This window comes from Streptomyces sp. NPDC002536, assembly GCF_053594995.1.
The window spans coordinates 1-17,220 of record NZ_JBSFWU010000133.1 but is presented as its reverse complement, the minus strand read 5'-3'; the positions used below and the strand labels follow the sequence as shown (position 1 = coordinate 17,220).

18 protein-coding genes are annotated in these 17,220 nt (G+C 71.3%); 10 read left to right on the top strand and 8 right to left on the bottom strand.

Going from position 1 to position 17,220, the window contains the following annotated elements; genetic code table 11:
* Positions 1 to 123: 123 nt before the first annotated feature.
* A complete protein-coding gene (locus tag ACWD4B_RS31785) occupies positions 124 to 1,746 on the bottom strand; it encodes an AMP-binding protein (protein WP_451424009.1) in 1,623 nt (540 codons plus the stop codon).
* Entirely contained in the window at positions 1,743 to 3,464 is a 1,722-nt protein-coding gene (locus ACWD4B_RS31780; protein WP_451424008.1) for an AMP-binding protein, read from the bottom strand. Before ACWD4B_RS31780 ends, ACWD4B_RS31785 begins: the two co-directional genes overlap by 4 nt.
* Positions 3,465 to 3,762: 298 nt before the next feature.
* Between ACWD4B_RS31780 and ACWD4B_RS31775 the strand changes: the two genes are divergently transcribed.
* From ACWD4B_RS31775 to ACWD4B_RS31755, 5 genes are all read left to right on the top strand, one after another.
* Positions 3,763 to 4,170, top strand: coding sequence for an SAV_915 family protein (locus ACWD4B_RS31775; RefSeq protein WP_451424007.1), 408 nt, complete (start codon positions 3,763 to 3,765; stop codon positions 4,168 to 4,170).
* Positions 4,171 to 4,268: 98 nt separating this feature from the next.
* Complete coding sequence (gene lysA, locus ACWD4B_RS31770) at positions 4,269 to 5,588, top strand: diaminopimelate decarboxylase (protein WP_451424010.1); 1,320 nt, start codon at positions 4,269 to 4,271, stop codon at positions 5,586 to 5,588.
* Positions 5,589 to 5,665: 77 nt separating this feature from the next.
* Positions 5,666 to 6,490 (top strand): helix-turn-helix domain-containing protein, encoded by an 825-nt coding sequence (locus ACWD4B_RS31765; RefSeq protein WP_451424006.1) that lies wholly within the window; start codon positions 5,666 to 5,668, stop codon positions 6,488 to 6,490.
* On the top strand, positions 6,487 to 6,858 hold the full coding sequence (locus ACWD4B_RS31760) for a DUF397 domain-containing protein (RefSeq protein ID WP_451424005.1): 372 nt from the start codon (positions 6,487 to 6,489) through the stop codon (positions 6,856 to 6,858). Before ACWD4B_RS31765 ends, ACWD4B_RS31760 begins: the two co-directional genes overlap by 4 nt.
* Before the next feature lie 38 nt (positions 6,859 to 6,896).
* Positions 6,897 to 7,502, top strand: a complete 606-nt coding sequence (locus ACWD4B_RS31755; RefSeq protein WP_451424004.1) for a GPP34 family phosphoprotein — start codon at positions 6,897 to 6,899, stop codon at positions 7,500 to 7,502.
* A 62-nt stretch (positions 7,503 to 7,564) separates the two neighbouring features.
* Here the strand turns inward: ACWD4B_RS31755 and ACWD4B_RS31750 are convergent, their stop codons facing one another.
* Positions 7,565 to 8,155, bottom strand: a complete 591-nt coding sequence (locus ACWD4B_RS31750; protein WP_451424003.1) for a hypothetical protein — start codon at positions 8,153 to 8,155, stop codon at positions 7,565 to 7,567.
* Between the two features lie 419 nt (positions 8,156 to 8,574).
* Here ACWD4B_RS31750 and ACWD4B_RS31745 point away from each other — a divergent pair, with 419 nt between their 5' ends.
* Positions 8,575 to 9,942: a glutamate decarboxylase gene (locus ACWD4B_RS31745; protein ID WP_451424002.1), complete on the top strand. Its 1,368-nt coding sequence runs from the start codon at positions 8,575 to 8,577 to the stop codon at positions 9,940 to 9,942.
* A 12-nt stretch (positions 9,943 to 9,954) separates the two neighbouring features.
* Entirely contained in the window at positions 9,955 to 11,118 is a 1,164-nt protein-coding gene (locus tag ACWD4B_RS31740) for a cytochrome P450 (protein ID WP_451424001.1), read from the top strand.
* Here the strand turns inward: ACWD4B_RS31740 and ACWD4B_RS31735 are convergent.
* The 3 genes from ACWD4B_RS31735 to ACWD4B_RS31725 are packed head-to-tail and all read right to left on the bottom strand — an operon-like array spanning position 11,093 to position 12,688.
* Positions 11,093 to 12,313 (bottom strand): MDR family MFS transporter, encoded by a 1,221-nt coding sequence (locus ACWD4B_RS31735; RefSeq protein WP_451424000.1) that lies wholly within the window; start codon positions 12,311 to 12,313, stop codon positions 11,093 to 11,095. The genes ACWD4B_RS31740 and ACWD4B_RS31735 overlap by 26 nt on opposite strands.
* 25 nt (positions 12,314 to 12,338) lie before the next feature.
* A complete protein-coding gene (locus tag ACWD4B_RS31730; RefSeq protein ID WP_451423999.1) occupies positions 12,339 to 12,494 on the bottom strand; it encodes a hypothetical protein in 156 nt (51 codons plus the stop codon).
* Entirely contained in the window at positions 12,491 to 12,688 is a 198-nt protein-coding gene (locus ACWD4B_RS31725; protein ID WP_451423998.1) for a hypothetical protein, read from the bottom strand. The genes ACWD4B_RS31730 and ACWD4B_RS31725 overlap by 4 nt, the downstream gene beginning before the upstream one ends.
* 73 nt (positions 12,689 to 12,761) lie before the next feature.
* Between ACWD4B_RS31725 and ACWD4B_RS31720 the strand changes: the two genes are divergently transcribed.
* A complete protein-coding gene (locus ACWD4B_RS31720) occupies positions 12,762 to 13,385 on the top strand; it encodes a TetR/AcrR family transcriptional regulator (RefSeq protein ID WP_451423997.1) in 624 nt (207 codons plus the stop codon).
* A 10-nt stretch (positions 13,386 to 13,395) separates the two neighbouring features.
* Entirely contained in the window at positions 13,396 to 13,686 is a 291-nt protein-coding gene (locus tag ACWD4B_RS31715; protein ID WP_451423996.1) for a DUF1330 domain-containing protein, read from the top strand.
* A gap of 9 nt (positions 13,687 to 13,695) precedes the next feature.
* Here the strand turns inward: ACWD4B_RS31715 and ACWD4B_RS31710 are convergent, their stop codons facing one another.
* On the bottom strand, positions 13,696 to 14,463 hold the full coding sequence (locus tag ACWD4B_RS31710) for an antibiotic biosynthesis monooxygenase (protein ID WP_451423995.1): 768 nt from the start codon (positions 14,461 to 14,463) through the stop codon (positions 13,696 to 13,698).
* Positions 14,464 to 14,665: 202 nt separating this feature from the next.
* Positions 14,666 to 15,580 (bottom strand): LysR family transcriptional regulator, encoded by a 915-nt coding sequence (locus ACWD4B_RS31705; RefSeq protein WP_451423994.1) that lies wholly within the window; start codon positions 15,578 to 15,580, stop codon positions 14,666 to 14,668.
* 85 nt (positions 15,581 to 15,665) lie between these two features.
* On the opposite strand from ACWD4B_RS31705, the gene ACWD4B_RS31700 reads away from it, so the two are divergent.
* Complete coding sequence (locus tag ACWD4B_RS31700; protein ID WP_451423993.1) at positions 15,666 to 17,066, top strand: MFS transporter; 1,401 nt, start codon at positions 15,666 to 15,668, stop codon at positions 17,064 to 17,066.
* Positions 17,067 to 17,220 lie beyond the last annotated feature (154 nt).

Genomic DNA, 17,220 nt, shown 5'->3' with positions numbered 1-17,220 from the left:
CTCCACCACGCTCTTCCCATCTACGCACCGTCCCGGGGGTCCGGGGCGAAGCCCCGGGACTTCGGCTGCGGGCGCGTCGTGGCTGGTCGCGCAGTTCCCCGCGCCCCTGACGGGGCGCCGTGCTTACGGCGCCAACGCGGCCGCCTGCTCCCGCAGTTCCACCTTGCGCACCTTGCCGCTCACCGTCATCGGGAACGCCTCCAGGATCCGCACGTACCGCGGCACCTTGTAGTGCGCCAGCCTCCCCCGGCAGAAGCGCGCGAGCTCCTCGCGGCTGAGCGTGTCCGCCGGGTTCCGCAGGATCACGCAGGCCATGATCTCCTCGCCGTACTTCTCGTCCGGCACCCCGACGACCTGCACGTCGGCGATCTTCGGGTGGGTGTGGAGGAACTCCTCGATCTCCCGCGGATAGACGTTCTCCCCGCCCCTGATGATCATGTCCTTGATGCGGCCGACGATCCGGACGAAGCCCTCCTCGTCCATCACGGCCAGGTCGCCGGTGTGCATCCAGCGTTCGCCGTCGATCGCCTCGGCCGTGCGCTCCGGGTCGTTCCAGTAGCCGAGCATCACCGAGTACCCCCGGGTGCACAGCTCCCCCGGCTCCCCGCGCGGCACGGCCTCACCCGTCGCGGCGTCGACGACCTTCACCTCGACGTGCGGCAGCACCCGCCCCACCGTCCCGGTGCGCCGCTCCAGGTCGTCGTTCCGGCCCGTCTGGGTGGAGACCGGCGAGGTCTCCGTCATGCCGTAGCAGATGGCGACTTCGGCCATGTGCATCTCCGCCACCACCCGTTTCATCACCTCCGCGGGGCAGGGCGATCCGGCCATGATGCCCGTGCGCAGCGACGACAGGTCGTACGTGGCGAAGTCGGGCAGGGCGAGCTCGGCGATGAACATCGTCGGGACGCCGTACAGCGCCGTGCAGCACTCGCGCTCCACGGCGTGCAGGGCGGCCGTGGCATCGAACGACGGTGCCGTCACGACGATGCAGGCGCCGTGCGAGGTGGCCGCCAGGTTCCCCATGACCATGCCGAAGCAGTGGTAGAAGGGCACGGGCAGCGCGATGCGGTCCGCCGCGGTGTAGCCGAGGGCCTCCCCCACGAAATAGCCGTTGTTGAGGATGTTGCGGTGGGAGAGCGTGGCCCCCTTCGCGAAGCCCGTGGTGCCCGAGGTGTACTGGATGTTGACCGGGTCCTCGCAGTGCAGGCCCGCCTCGCGCGCGGCGAGCCGGGCCGGGTCGGTGCTCCGGCCGAGCTCGACGAGCCCGGTCCAGGTCGGGTCGTCGATGTAGACGACGTCGCGCAGGGCCGGGCAGCCGGAGCGCACCTGCTCGACCATGCGCCGGTAGTCGCTGGTGCGGTGCTCGATGGAGGAGACGAGCAGCGAGATGCCCGCCTGGCGCAGCACATAGTCCAGTTCGTGCACCCGGTAGGCGGGGTTGACGTTGACCATGACGGCGCCGATGCGGGCGGTGGCGTACTGGACCAGCACCCACTCCGGGCAGTTGACCGCCCAGATGCCCACCCGGTCGCCCTTGGCCACCCCCTTGGCGAGCAGCCCGAGCGCGACCTCCTCGACCGCCCGGCCGAACTCCGCGTACGTCCAGCGGCGTCCGCTCGGGACGTCGACGAGCGCTTCGCGGTCCCCGAAGGCCGCGACCGTGCGGGCCAGATTGGCGCCGATGGTCTCCTCCAACAGCGGGGGGTCGGTGGGGCCCGCCGCATAGGAGAGCGGGAGAGCGCTCACCGGTGGTCCTCCTCCCGGTACTCGGCCGTTCCGTCGCCCTGCGCGGTGCGCTCGCGCAGCTCGATGCGGCGGATCTTGCCGGACACGGTCTTGGGCAGCTCCGCGAACTCCAGGCGGCGGATGCGCTTGTAGGGGGCGAGCACGGCGCGCGAGTGGGCGAAGAGGGCCGCGGCCGTCTCCGGACCGGGCTCCCATCCCTCGGCGAGGACGACGTAGGCCTTGGGCACGGACAGCCGCACGGGATCGGGCGCGGGGACGACCGCGGCCTCGGCCACCGCCTCGTGTTCGAGGAGGGCGCTCTCCAGCTCGAAGGGGGAGATCTTGTAGTCGCTCGACTTGAACACGTCGTCACGGCGCCCGACGTAACGGATGTACCCGTCCGCATCCCGCGCCCCGATGTCCCCGGTGCGGTAGTAACCGCCCTCCATCGCCTCGGCCGTGCGTTCCGGGTCGCCCGCGTACCCGGTCATCACGCCCACCGGCAGGGCCGAGAGGTCGACGGCGATCTCGCCCTCGTCGGCGGGCTCCCCGGTGTGCGGGTCGAGCAGGACGACGGTGTAGCCGGGGCTGGGCCGGCCCATGGAGCCCGTCTTGAGCAGTTGGCCGGGCGGGTTGGCGACCTGGACCGTGGTCTCGGTCTGGCCGAAGCCGTCGCGGATGGTCACTCCCCACGAGCGCCGCACCGCCTCGATGACCTCGGGGTTGAGCGGTTCGCCCGCGGAGACGGCCTCGCGGGGCGGGGTGTGCAGCGCGCCGAGGTCGGCCTGGATGAGCATGCGCCACACGGTGGGCGGTGCGCAGAAGGTGGTGACGCCGCAGCGGTCCATCTCGGCCATGAGGCGGGCGGCGTCGAAGCGAGTGTAGTTGTGCACGAAGACGGTGGCTTCGGCGTTCCAGGGCGCGAAGAGGTTGGACCAGGCGTGCTTGGCCCAGCCCGGCGAGGAGATGTTGAGGTGGACGTCGCCGGGCCGCAGGCCGATCCAGTACATGGTGGTCAAGTGACCTACGGGGTACGAGACATGGGTGTGCTCGACGAGCTTGGGGCGGTCGGTGGTGCCGGAGGTGAAGTAGAGGAGCAGGGAGTCGCCGGCCCGGGTGGGCCCGTCGGGGGTGAAGCCGGCGGGGGCGGTACGGGAGTCCTCGTAGCCGAGCCACTGCCCTCCGGGCGGGGTGCCCCGCCCGCTGAGCGGAGTGGCACCGACGGCGATACGCCGGTAATCGCCCGGCACGTCCGCGAACTTGGCGGTGTCCTCGGCCCGGACGACCACGTGCCGCGCGCCGCCGCGCGCGATGCGGTCGGCGAGGTCGGCGGGGCCCAGCAGCGGGGTGGCCGGGATGACGACGGCGCGCAGCTTCATGGCGGCCAGGGCCGTCTCCCACAGCTCGGCCTGGTTGCCGAGCATGACGAGGATGCGGTCGCCGGCCCGTACGCCGTGGCCGCGCAGCCAGTTGGCCACCTGGTCCGAGCGGCGGCGCAGGGCGTCGAAGGAGTGGCGCTCCTCGCTGCCGTCCTCCTCCACGATCCACAGGGCGGTGCGGTCGTTGCCCTCGGCGATGCAGTCGAACCAGTCGAGCGCCCAGTTGAACGTCTCGGGCCTCGGCCAGGCGAAGCCCTCGTACGCCGCTTTGTAGTCCTCGCGGTGGGCGAGCAGGAAATCCCGTGCGGCCCGGAATCCGCTCGCGGCGCCGTTCTCGTCGGCGGGTTTCGTTGCCGTCACTGTTCCTCCTGATTGCTGCTGCGTTGTTGCTGCGTTGCTGTGTTGCTGCTGCGTTGCCGTGTTGTCGCCGGTGGTGCAGGACAGCCCCCGGTCCGGCATGCGGAATGCCACGGTCCGCCCCAGACTGGACAGGCGACGGCGATCGTCGGCGTTCGGCACAGGCCCATTCACAGGCCCACGTCAATGAGCCGTCAAGGGTGCACCGGGCAGGGTCAACAGGCTGTCAAGGAGGCGCTCGTCCGGCACAGGTCCGGGCATAGCGTGAGCGACGCAGCTCCCACTCCTCCCGAGGACCGTCATGCATCTCAGCCGTACCCCCTCCGAGGCGGCCGCAGTCGCCGCCGTCATCAGCGACATCACGGGCGACTCCGCCCGCGCCGACGACGGGGAACCCTCCCATCCCATGACCGCCCGGCGCGCCACCGAGCCCCTGTACGTGCCCGTACGGCGCTGCCGCGGCGGCTTCGCGCTCCGCGTCTTCCGCACCCCCCTCGGCTCCCGCACGGCCGTCGCCTTCACCTCGGGGCGGCGGCTTCTCGACTGTCTGGGCCCCGGAGCGGACTCCGTGCGCCTCGCCCTTCCCGCGGTACGGGCCCTGGCCGAGCCCCTCGGCGTCGCCCTGGTCTCCGTGGACCCGCAGCTGACGGCCCCCGCCGTGACGTCCCTTCCCGAGGGCCCCGAGCTCCTTCCGGTCACCCCCGCCTGACCTCCGCCGTCCGGCCCCCGTACCGCACCACTGCCCACCGCACCACCCGAAGGAGGCCCTTCGTGTCCCTTCCCCTTGCCTCCGCCGCCGTTCCCCGGCTGCCGCACCAGTCCCCTCCCCCCACCGCTCCCCTCTGGCCCGCGTCCTTCGACGAGCCGTTCCCGGGCGGCGCCCCGACCGTCGGAGGCGTCCCGCTCGCCGAACTCGCCGACCGCTTCGGCACCCCCGCCTACGTCGTCGACGAGGGCGAGATCCGGGCCCGCGCCCGCGCCTGGAAGGCGGCCCTGCCCGACGCCGACGTCGCCTACGCCGGCAAGGCCTTCCTCACCCGCGCCATGATCCGCTGGATCGCCGAGGAGGGCCTCCACCTGGACGTCTGCTCGGCCGGCGAGCTCGAACTCGCCGCCCACGCGGGCTTCCCCGCCGAGCGCATCATCCTGCACGGCAACGCCAAGAGCCCCGACGACCTGCGCACCGCCCTGCGCCTGGGCGTGGGCCGCATCGTCATCGACAGCACCTGCGAGATCGCCCGCATCGCCTCCCTGGTGCCCGCAGGTGCGCGCCAGCGCGTGCTGGTCCGCGTGGTGCCGGGCGTGACGGCCGGTGCGCACGTGGCCGTGCAGACCGGAATGGACGGGCAGAAGTTCGGCCTGCCCGTCTCCGGCGGCGAGGCGGAGGAGGCGGTGGCCCGGGTCCTGGGCCAGCCCCGCCTCGAACTGGTCGGCCTGCACTGCCACCTGGGCTCCCAGATCGCCTCCGTGAACCCGTACGTCACGGCCGTGCGCCGCCTCGTGACCCTGCTGGAACGCCTGCGCGACGTGCACGGCGTGACCTTCCCCGAACTCGACCTCGGCGGCGGCTTCGCCATCGCCTACCGCGACGGCGACCACGCGATCGATCCGCGCGCGTACGCCGAACGGGTGACGGCCGAACTCTCCCTCCGCTGCGCCCATGCCGACCTGCCGGTCCCGCGCCTCACGGTCGAGCCCGGCCGCTGGATCGCGGGCCCGGCGGGCGTCGCCCTCTACCGCGTCCTGGCCGTCAAGACCACGGGCACCCACACCTTCGTCGCCGTCGACGGCGGCATGAGCGACAACCCCCGCCCGGCCCTCTACGGCGTCCGCTACACGGTCCGCCTCGTGGGCCGCACCTCACCGGTGCCGGCCCGCACCATGACCGTGGTCGGCCGCCACTGCGAGGCCGGCGACGTTCTCGCCGAGGACGTCCCGCTCCCGGGCGACATCCGCCCCGGGGACGTCCTGGCGGTCCCGGCGTCGGGTGCGTACCACGTGTCGATGGCCTCGGCCTACAACCTGGTCGGCCGACCGCCGGTGGTCGCGGTCGCGGACGGGCAGGCCCGGCTCCTGGTGCGCCGGGAGACGCTGGAGGATCTGCGGGGGCGCGACGTCGGGGAGTGACGGAACGTGCACAACCACTTGCCCTGCGGGACTACCATGGCTTGGCAACAAGCCAGTTCCGCAGGGGGAGTTGCGTCATGGCGGGTTGGACGTTCGGGCAACCGAAGCTGGGCTGGGAGTTCTTCGGCACCGAACTGAAGCGGCTCCGGGAGGCGGCGGGGCTCACCCAGCAGGAGCTGGGCGCACGCGTCTTCTGCTCGGGGTCGTATATCGGCCAGTTCGAGACGGGGATCCGGAAGCCGCAACTGGACCTGGCAGAGCGGATGGACGTGGTGCTGGGCACGGGCGGCCTGTTGGGGCGGATGTGCAAGCGGCTGATCGATGCGTCGCCGCACGCCACGTACTTCTCGGAGGCGGCGTACCTCGAATCGATCGCGGTGACGATCCGCGAGTACGCGACGATGTTCATGCCGGGCCTGCTGCAGACGGCCGCTTACGCTCGGGCTGTCATCTTGGCCAGTCGGCCCGTCGCACCCGAGGAGTGGATCGAAGGCAGGGTCGCCGCACGGCTCGACCGAGCTCGCATTCTCCATCACCCAACCAGCCCCATGGTCTGGGCAGTTCTCGACGAGAACGTCCTCAGGCGACCAGTCGGCGGAGCCGCCGTGATGCACGAACAGCTCCGTCACATCGCGGATCTGGCCCAGCGGCGCCGCATCGTCCTTCAGGTACTGCCCTTCGCGGCAGGGGCTCCAGGGTGCTCCGGAATGCTCTCCCTCATGACCTTCGAGGACGCGCCTCCCGTGGCCTACCACGAGGGGCCGAAGACAGGAAATCTCCTGGACGACCCGGCCATCGTCGAACAGTGCGAACTGGCCTACGATCTCGTCAGGGCATCCGCCTTGTCGCCGGAAGAATCCCTGACCCTGGTCGAATCCGTGGCGGAGGACTACGCGAGATGAGCACTCGGCAAGCGTGGCGCAAGAGCACATACAGCAATGGTGATGGTGGCGACTGCCTCGAAATTGGGGTTAACACCCGGACCGTGTGGCGCAAGAGCACGTACAGCGATGGCGACGGCGGAAGCTGCGTGGAAGTAGGGCTTCGGGAAGCGAGCGCAGCTTGGCGCAAGAGCACATACAGCGACGGAGCCAGCGGTAGCTGCCTGGAGATATCCGACGCCCTCCCCGGCACAGTCCCCATACGCGACAGCAAGACGGCCCCGGCAGGCCCCGCGCTAGCGGTCCCGGCCGGGGCCTGGTCGTTGTTCGTCGCGGCCGTCAAGGCCAACGCGTGGGTACGGGGTGCAGGCGCCGTCCGTACTCCGTAGGCTCGTATACGGACGTACCACGGCACATGGAGCCCCCCATGACCACACCCCGGGACCTGGCCATCATCGCCATGGGCACGACCCCCGGCCACCCCGTGGAGCAGGGCCGGCTGTCGCTCGCGCTCGCCGGCGCGGAGTTGATCGACCTCATGGCTGCGGAGGCCGTCACGCTGGACGACGACCGGATCGTGCCCGGCCGCGCGGCGGTCACAGCCGACCGCCTGCTGGACGAGGCCGCGGCGGCGCTCACCCGCGAGGCGCCGTACGAGTCCGTCGACGACTGGCTGTGGCGCAGAGGCCGCGGACTGGCCGCGGCCTATACGGCCGCCCTGGAGGCGGACGGGCAGCTCACGCGGCAACGCCCCCACTGGAAGCCGTTCGGTGCCGGCCGGACGACGCTGGCCGACTCGCTCGACCGCCGCCTGGCGGAAGACCGTTGGGCGGCGGACGAACCCGTCCTCACCGCCCTTGCCACGGCTGTCGGGATCCGCGACGACGGGACCGGGGACACCCCGGCCCCGGCCGACGACGCGACCGCGGCCGTGCTGGCCGCGGTCAACGACGCCCTGCTGGAACTGGAGGCTGCCCGGCAGCGACGGGACATCGAGCAGGCGGCCTTCGACAACATCTGGCGGGGCCAGTGACGTAGCGCTCCGCGGAGGTGCAGTGCGTCGGCTGCGGGCTCGTCGTGGCTCGCCAAGTCCGCCTACGGTCCGGTGAGATCGCAGGCCCACACGTACCAGACCGGGTGCCAGTCACCGTTGATGATCCCCGTCGGGGCGGGAGGCGTGTCGGAAAGGTACGTGTACCCCTTGCCGTAGAACGAGGCCACGAGCCCGTCGGACTGGTAGTTCCGCCACGAGCCCCCGCTGTTCCAGCCGTTGGGGATCTCGTGGAACATCCCGCACGCACCCCGCTGCCAGATCTCCCCCGTTCCGTTGCGGCCCTTCCAGCCGCAGAAGTTGCCCCGTCGGCATGACTCGTAGACCGTGACCTTCCGGGCTGCGCTGGCGGCGAGGTCGCGGGCGTATTTCTCTCCCGGAATGGGCACGGTGATCTCGCCGCCCTTGAGGGAGATCGTGTTCAGGCCTGTCCGACGGCCCCCCGTCACGCGGACCTCCTGGTCCACGGCTCTCTGGAGTTCCCCGATCTGTCCGGCGTTCAGCCCGGCGGCGCGCCCCTCCTCGACGAACTTCGCTGTGCTGGAGGCCGGATCCGCCGTGGCCGGGGCCGTCGTGAGAACCAGCCCGGCCGCGACGGCCGCTGTGGCGATACCGATGCTGCGGAGTGCGCGCACGGCTTCCCTCCCTGCGTCGACGAACGCTTCGGCAGGGATGTCTAGTCGACCGGCCCGCCGGAGTCCATGCCGGAGTAACAGGTTCCGGAACATGCTGCGATGGCTTGAAATCGCCGGCGCCGCGTGAGCACCGAGCGGCGTACGTTCGGACGTCGACGAACGAGCGTGGAGACCGCCCCGTACAGCGCGCGCAGCCGCAAAACCCTGTCCGGTCGTCGATGCATCGTTTCTGCCGAATTCCCCGTTCCGATATCCGAAGGGAATCTCTCGAACACGTCGCAAAAAATTCAGGCCGCACGTTCGGCGATGTCGAACGCGAAATCGCGCCATAGCGAACCGCATTGGTGACGTGGCCATACGGCGTGGCTAGCTTGTTCCGCGCACAGCAGTAAGTAAGCACAGCACAGGGGGAGTTGGGCATGACCATGAGGCAGGTACACCGCAATCGTCACCACGAGGACGTGACCGTCAATCCGCTCTACAGCGGTCTGGTTCCGCCGGAAGGGGTTCCGCGCTACCGCCTCGCAGCCGGGCCGATGGCTCCCGACAGTGCGGCCGCTCTGATTCGCGACGAGCTCATGCTCGACTCCAATGCCAGGCTGAATCTGGCGACCTTCTGCACCACCTGGATGGAGCCGCAGGCCAGGGACCTGATATCCGAGTCCCTCGACCGGAACCTGATGGACCACGACCAGTATCCGCAGACGGCCGAGCTCGAGTCCCGCTGCGTGAACATCCTGGCCCACCTCTGGAACGACCCCGGCACCGACGGTTTCGGCTGTTCCACCGGCGGTTCCAGTGAGGCGGCCATGCTGGCCGGGCTGGCCATGAAGTTCCTCTGGCGCGACCGTCGTCGTGCCGCAGGCCTGCCGGTTGACCGGCCGAACCTCGTCCTGCCCAGCGCCGTGCACACGTGCTGGCTCAAGTTCTGCCGCTACTGGGAGGTGGAGCCCCGGCAGGTCCCGATCCGGGAACCGCACTTCACCGTCGATCCCGACGACGTCGCCGCTCACTGCGACGACAACACCATCGGGGTGGTGGCCATCCTCGGGTCCAGCGCACTCGGCAAGTACGACCCGGTGGACAAGATATCCGCAGCCTTGGACCGGCTGCAGGCCCGGCGGGGCCTGGACATTCCGCTGCACGTCGACGCTGCGGTCGGCGGATTCATCGCCCCCTTCCTGGAACCTGATCAGGTGTGGGACTTCCGGCTGCCGCGGGTGCGCTCGATCAACACCTCCGGGCACAAGTTCGGTCTGGTGTATCCCGGTGTCGGATGGATCATCTATCGGGACCGGACCGCGCTGCCCAGGGATCTGATCTTCGAATGCGACCTGCTCGGCGGCAGCGTCCCGACGTTCTCGCTCACGTTCTCCCGGTCCGGCGCGCCCGTCGTGGCGCAGTACTACGCGTTTCTGCGCCTCGGGTTCGACGGATACCGGACGGTCCAGCAGGCCTGCCGGGACACGGCGCAATACGTCGCCGAGGAGATCGCGAAGATACCCGGGCTGGACGTGGTCTCGCACGGCACCCATCTGCCGGTCGTGGCATTCCGCACGCGGCCCGACGACGCCATGACGGTATTCGACATCCATGAACGGATGCGCAAACACGGCTGGCAGCTGCCCGCATATCGCCTCTCCGCCGGCCTGGAGGACGTCGCCGTGATGCGGATCGTGGTCCGCAACGGATTCAGCCGCGACACGGCCGAACTGATGCTGCGCGCTCTCCGCGCCGAGGTCGCCGACCTGCGAGGCATGACCACCGCCGCACAGGCCCGACGCTGAAAGGCCGCCACAATGCCGGACTTCATCGAGTCGATCACCGCGGAACAACTCGACACCGATCCATTTCCGGTCTTCGCACGGCTGCGCCGGGAAGCCCCGGTGGCATGGGTGCCCGCGGCGGACCGCTGGCTGGTCACCCGGTGGGCCGATGTCCGTCGAGTGCTGTCGAGCCCGGAATCGTTCGTCGCCGTGTCCGATTCGCCCGTGGCACAGATCTGCGGTGCGCGGACCATGGTGTCCAACGAAGGTGACTGGCACGCCGAGTTGCGCACTGCCGTCGACCATCTCTTCGCGGAGGAGGCCGTCCCGCGCGTTGTCTCGGCCACCAGGGACGCCGCTCTACCGTATGCGAAAGCGGTTGCCGGACAGGCGGGTTCGGAGTTGATGGCCGACTACTTCCAGCCGGTCATCGCAACGGCGCTGGGCAGGCTGATGGGCCTGGACGACATCGATCCCGCCACGCTCATCCGGTGGTCGGAGCAGCTGATGGCGGGCTTCGCGGACTCCACCGCGCACCGGCCCGCACTGGATGCGGTCGCCGAGATCACGGCGGTGACGCAGCCGATCGCCGAACGCGTGGCAGCCCACCCCGACGACTCGCTCCTGGCCCACTTGCTCCGCACCGGGTGCCCGGCCGGTGCCGTCCGCCGGTCCGACGACGTGCTGCCGACCGTGGCGAACATGATCAGCACCTTCATCGAGCCGGTGCACATGGCCGGAACGGCGCTGTTCGTCCTGCTCCGGCACCCCGCCGCCTTGCGCACCGTCCTCACCACGCCCACGCGGATGGACGACGCCGTCCGGGAGGCCATGCGGCACTCACCGGTGATCGGCGCGCCGGGCCGCCGCACCGCCCGGCCCGTCCATCTGGCAGGCGTCGAGCTGCCCGCTGGGGCGTTCGTCGGCGCCGTCGTCGCCTCGGCCAACCGGGACGAGCGGGTGTATCGCGACGGCGAGCTCTTCGACATCGACCGACGTCAGCCGAACACCTCGCTCGGCTACGGCAGGCACCGGTGTCTGCTGGCCCCCGTCATGCCGGCACTGATCGCCACCAGCCTGCGGATTCTGCTCGATCACCTCGGCGAACCCCGCCTCGATCCCGCCTGCCCGCCCCAGCCGCACGGCTGGAAGGTCCGCAGACTCGGAAGTCTCACGATCCTGCCCCGAGGCGACTGAGCACCTGCACCGGACGCCGGCCGGCACCACGCCTCCGAAGTACCCGTCCCAACACCCCTGCCCCCGCTGCCGCGACCACCCCCAGGGCCAGGCACCCCGCCCACACCGGCGCGCCCCCGAAGCGGCCGTAGGTCCAGCCGCCTGCCAGCGGTGCGGCCACGGCCGCCAGGGCCCAGGTCATCGCGTACAGCCCCTGATACCGACCCTGAAGACCCGGTGGGGCGAGCCGCGCTACGACGGCGTTGCTCGTCGGCATCGCGACGGTCTCGCCCAGCGTCCACACGGCGACGCACACGGCGAACTCCGCAGCGCTGTGCGCGAACGCGGTCGACGCCATGCCCGCACCGAGCAACAGCGCGCCGGCCGCCAGCAGGCGGCCGTCGTCGCAGTGCTCGGCCAGCCGTGCCACCAGCGGCTGGAACACCACGATGACGGCCCCGTTGACGGCGCTCACCAGCCCGTACACCGCGGGCGACAGCCCGGCCTCCCGCATGGCGATGGGCTGGGTCACCTGGTACTGCGTGTAGACCACGACGATGCCGAAGACGGTCAGCAGGAGGGTGATCAGTGCGCGGTCGCGGACGGCATGCAGCAGGCCCGGTCCGGAAGTGGCCTCTTTCTCCTCGGCGTTGGCGGCCCGCATCTCCGGGACGCGCCAGGCGATCAGGACCGCGCACAGCGCCGTCGTCAGCGCGTCCCCGGCGAACAGCCACCGGTAGTCGTGCCCGGCCAGCAGGCCCGCCAGGACCGGGGCCGCGGCGAAGCCGAGGTTCACGGCCCAGTAGTGGAGGGCGTACGCGCGCTTCCGGTCCTGCTCCGGCACCACATCGGCGACGAGCGCGGACAGCACCGGCGCCGCCCCGAAGGCCGTGAAGCCCAGGACGAAGGCGAGCACCGCGATCAGGGGCAGCCCGTCGGCGAAGCCGACCGCCAACGTCGTCGCCGCGGCCGCCAGTTGTGCCACCAGCAGGGTCGGGCGCCGGCCGAAGCGGTCGGCGGCGACTCCGGCCGTCACCGTCGAGGCCACGCCGCCGGCCCCGTAGAGGGTGGCGATCAGGCCGACCTGTGCGGGGCTGAACCCCTGCCGGCCGGTGAGGTAGTACGCGAAGAACGGGACCACGAAGGAGCCCGCGTGGTTGACCAGACTGCCGGCCCACACCCACCAGTACGCCGCAGGAAAGCGCCCCCGCCCCATCCGCCCACCCCCGTCATCGCCGTCATCACCGTCGTCTGCGGCCCACCCACCACCAGATCACTGCCGCCCCCAGTACGAGAACGGCCAGGGCGGCCACCACGATCATGCCCTTGATGAGGCGGTCCACGATCAACTCGTGGAGGAATGTGCTCGATTCCATGGCGATGGCGATGGCGATCACCGTCGGGCATCCCATCGCCGCGCCGCCGCCCGCAGCACCGCACGCGCCGCCGGCTCCGCATGCCGGCGCGCCTCGTCGAGCCTGCCCCTCCGCTTCAGGGACAACGCCACGGCGAAGACCACCAGGGCCAGCACGACGATGCCGCCGGCCAGCACGCCGAACCTGATGAGTATGAAGTCGAGGTACCTCTGCACGGAGCCTCCCGGGCATCTTTTTATCACGGTCGTGATACCAAGGAAGTTATCACGGCCGTGATAAAAAGAGGGCATGCCCAAGCTCGTGGACCCCGACGCCCGCCGCCGCGACGTCGTCGACGCCCTCTTCCGCGTCGTCGTACGGGACGGCCTCCAACGGGCCTCGCTGCGCGCCGTGGCCGACGAGGCCGGGCTCAACATCGGGTCCGTGCGGCACTACTTCGCCAACCAGCAGGAGCTGATGGACTTCGCCATGCAGGCGATGCTCGACCGCCTCGACGAGCGGCTCCAGCGGCACATCGAGCGCATCGGAAACCTGGGCGGCCACCCCCGCGAGGACCGGCTCCGCCTCGCCGCGGACTTCCTGGCCGAGCTGCTCCCCCTCGACGGGCGCCGCCGCGCCGAAGTCACCGTCTTCCTCGACTTCAACGCCGCCGCCCGCACCGACCCCGCCTTCGCCGCCCTCTCCCGCCGGACCGCCACGGACATCCGACGGCTCGCCCATCGCGTCCTGACCCGGCTCGACGAGACCGGAACCCTGCGCCCCGGCCGCGACCTGGCGTTCGAGACCGAGCGCCTGGCCGCCCTCCTGGACGGCCTCGGCCTCAGCGCCGTCCTGCACCCGGACGTTCTCGACGCACAGACCTGCGCCGGGGTGCTGCGCGCCCATCTCGACGACCTGTGCGGGGACGGGTAGAAACCACCTCATGACTGTCTACGCGATAGCCCAGATATCCATCCACGACCGCCCCCGCTACGAGCGCTACGTTTCCCGGTTCATGCCTGTACTCGCCCAGTACGGCGGCCGGTTGCTGGCCGCGGACGAGCAGGTGGAGGTGGTCGAGGGCCGGTGGAACCGCGACAAGGTGATCATGGTGGCCTTTCCCGACCGGGACACGTTCACCCGCTGGGCCGACTCGCCCGAGTACCGCGAGATCGCCGAGGACCGGCACGCGGGCACCGACGGCGTCGTCCTGCTGGTCAACGGCACAGGCTGAGCACGCCGTTCACTCGGGATAGCGGCCCGTCCGCACCCACTCCTCGATCGGTGCCCGGTCCGCCAGGCCCACGTACTCGATCCGCGCCCCCAGCAGGTCCGGCGCGGTGATGACCGCGAACGGCGTCTCGCCCGGGGCCGGGCGGAAGTACGCGTCGATCCCCACGCCCTGCCGCTCCAGGTGCTCCAGCCGCGCGTCCATGTCCGGCTCCCACACCCCGTAGTAGAGGATCCTTCCGCAGTGCTCCGCCGAGATGATGCCGTCCCCGGCGGCCTGGATGAGCTCGTAGTACGGGGCTCCCGTGCGGGAGAACACCGCGGTGAGCTCGGCGGGGTGCGGGTCCGGGTCCTCCAGCAGCGGGATGCGGAAGACATGCGGTTCGGTGAACTCGACGCCGAGGACGTCGGAGTGGAGCGCCACCGCCTTCTCCAGGTCCGGGACCACCATGCCGACGTGGAACAGGCCGTCCGGCACCGAGTCCGGCACCGGTGCCACCGAGCGGTACGTGGTCACTTCGGGGAACTCCTCCAGGCACGGCAGCAGCCTGGGCAGGAACTCCCGCAGGTAGGCGGTGCCACGGTGGAACTCCAGGGCCGCCTCGTCGCGGTACTCCTCGATGACGAGGCGGCGCAGCGGGGTGTCCTGGTCGCGGACGTAGTCGAAGCGCACGCAGCCCGGTTCGTTCGCCAGGATGTCGTTGCGCAGTGCGGCCATCAGCGCGTCGAGTTCCTCTTCGCGGCCCGGCCTGACCTGTTGCTTCGCGGTCACGGTGATCATGTGCTGCACTCCCCCTGATCCCTCGGATTCCGGCGGCATCGAGTGAAGCAGGGGGCCCGACGAGGCGGCAAATAAGGAGGGTTCGGGCGGGTATCGCCCGACGAATGACCGGAGGCGAGCGCCCCGTAAGGGGCGCGGGGAACTGCGCGATCAGCCACGACGCACCCGCAGTCGAAGTCCCCCTGACAGGGCGCCGCAGGCGTCAGGCCGTATGTGCCATCTCCGGCACCCACGGCCGGTTCCGCCGTGCCAGTTCCACCAGCGCCTGCACCGGCCGCTCCGCCGTGCCCAGGCCCGTGCGCCAGCGGGCCTCGATGCTGACCGGTGCGAGGCCGTCGCGCACGTCCAGTTCGACCAACTCGCCCGCATCCAGGTCCTGCTGGACCGCCAGGCTCGGCAGCAGCGCCAGCCCGCACCCGTGCGCGGCGAGCCGGCGCAGCGCGGCCAGCGAGCCGGTGACCATGCCGAGCCGCAGGTGCGGGGCCAGGTCGCGGCCGAAGCGGTCGACGAGCATCTGCGAGGTGCAGCCCGCCTCCGCGATCAGGAACTGCTCGTCCAGCAGCTTCTCCGCGGACAGCTCCGGCACCCCGGCCAACGGATGCCCGGGGCCCGCGACCGCCACCGTGCGGTCGTGGCCGACGACCGAGGACGGGCCCACCGCGCCCGTCCCGTTGTCGAAGAGGAAGACCAGGTCCAGCTCACCGCCCGCCAGTTCCTCCTGGAGCGGGCCCCGGCCCGCCACCCGCAGCGTCACCTCCGCGCCCGTGCCCGGGCCGGCCGCACCGCGTTCGAAGGCGGCGAGGATGTCCGGAAGCCATGCGGCGGCGAGGGATTCCAGCGCCCCGATCCGCAGCCGGGGCACCCGGCCGCCGACCGCGCGCCGCATGCGCTCGTCCAGCGCCAGCGCCTCGCGTGCGTACGGCAGGAGCAGCCGGCCGGCCTCGCTCAGTGTGGTGCCCGTGGGGCCGCGGTGCAGCACCTCGGCGTCCAGTTCCTGTTCCAGGCGGCGCAGTTGGACGCTGAGGGTGGACTGGGCACAGCCGAGCCGTTCGGCGGCCGCCGAGATTCCGCCCGAGTCGACGACCGAGACGAAGGCCCTGAGGTAGCGCGAATCCATGGCTCCAGGATGCCATCGGATTCTCCGATGGGGCCATCGGAGAACCGGCCTGGCCTCATGCCTTCCGCACCGCGACCCTGTGCGCATGTCCACTACGAATGACAGAGCGGCGCAGACGCCTGCCGCGCGTACCGTCCCGCCCGGCGCGGGGGATCGGGCGACCCATCGCAGCAGCAGGCCGGGGCTGCTCTTCGCGGGAGTGGTCGCGGGCAACTTCCTCGTGCTGCTCGACACTTCGATCCTGAACGTGGCGCTGCCGGACGTCCGGGACGACCTGGGCGCTCCGGCCTCCGCCCTGCCGTGGGCCGCCGACGCCTACACCGTGGTCTTCGCGGGTCTGCTGCTGGTCGCGGGGGTGATCGCGGACCGGTTCGGGCCGCGGCGCGTGTACCGGTCGGCGCTGGTGGCCTTCGGTGCGGTGTCGCTGGCGTGCGCCGCCGCGCCGGACATCGGCTCGCTCATCGGGGGCCGGGCGCTGCTGGGGGTGACGGCCGCCGGGCTGGTGCCCGCTTCGCTGGCCCTGCTGGCCCGGCTCTTCCCGGAGCCCAAGGACCGGATGCGCGCGGTGGGTTCGTGGGCGGCGCTCAGCAGCATCGGCCTCATCGCGGGGCCGGTGCTGGGCGGTGCGCTGGTGGACGCGGGCGGCTGGCGGCTGGTGTTCCTGGTGAACCCGCCTATCGCGCTGCTCGCCCTGCTGGCGGCCCGGGGCCTCAGCGGGCACCGGCCCGAGTCGTCCGCCCGTGCCGACCGCACCGGGATGCTGCTGTCGGTCCTCGCGCTGGGCACGCTGACCTACGGGCTGATCGCCGCCAATACCGCTGGCTGGGGACGGCCGTTGCCGCTCGTCGCACTGGCGGTGGCGGCCGGGGCGTTCGTCCTGCTGGCCGTGGCCGAGCGGCGCGCCGAGTCGCCCGCCCTGCCGCCCGCGCTGACGCGGCTGCCGCGGGTACGGGCGGACCTGATCGCCGGCGGGATGGCGTCGTTCCTCTTCTACGGGCTGCTGTTCGCCCTGACCCAGTGGCTGGTGAACGAGCGCGGGCTGTCCCCGCTGCACACCGGGCTGTCGTTCCTGCCGATGACGCTGCCGATGTGCTTCATGCCGTACTTCACCGGCCGGATCGTGGCGCGCTGGGGTGCCCGGCACGTGCTGTACGCGGGGCTGGCGCTGGACGCGGCGTCGGGTGCGGTGCTCGCGTTCTGCTCGCAGGACTCGCCCTTCGCGCTGATCACCGTGGCGCAGGTGCTGCTGGCCTTCGGCTCAACGCTGGCGATCCCCGGTGCCACCGCGGACATGTCGGCCGCGGCTCCGGCCGAGTTGGCGGCGACGGGCCAGGGTGCGCTCAACGCCTGCCGGCAGGCGGGTGCCGCGCTGGGTGTCGCGGTACTGGGCACGCAGGCCACGCTGCACGCCTCGGGGGTGGTGCTGGCCGTGGGCGCCGTCGTGGCACTGGGCCTGGTGGCGGCGGCGAGGCCGGCCGCCGAGTAACTCTGTTCCCCGCGCCCCGTCAGGGGCGCGGGGAACTGCGCGATCAGCCCCCGACGGCCTGCAGCCGACGCACCACCCCAGGGGTCCGGGGCGAAGCCCCGGGAACGTCGACTGCGGGCGCGTCGTGGCTGATCGCGCCCACGCGGCGGAGCCG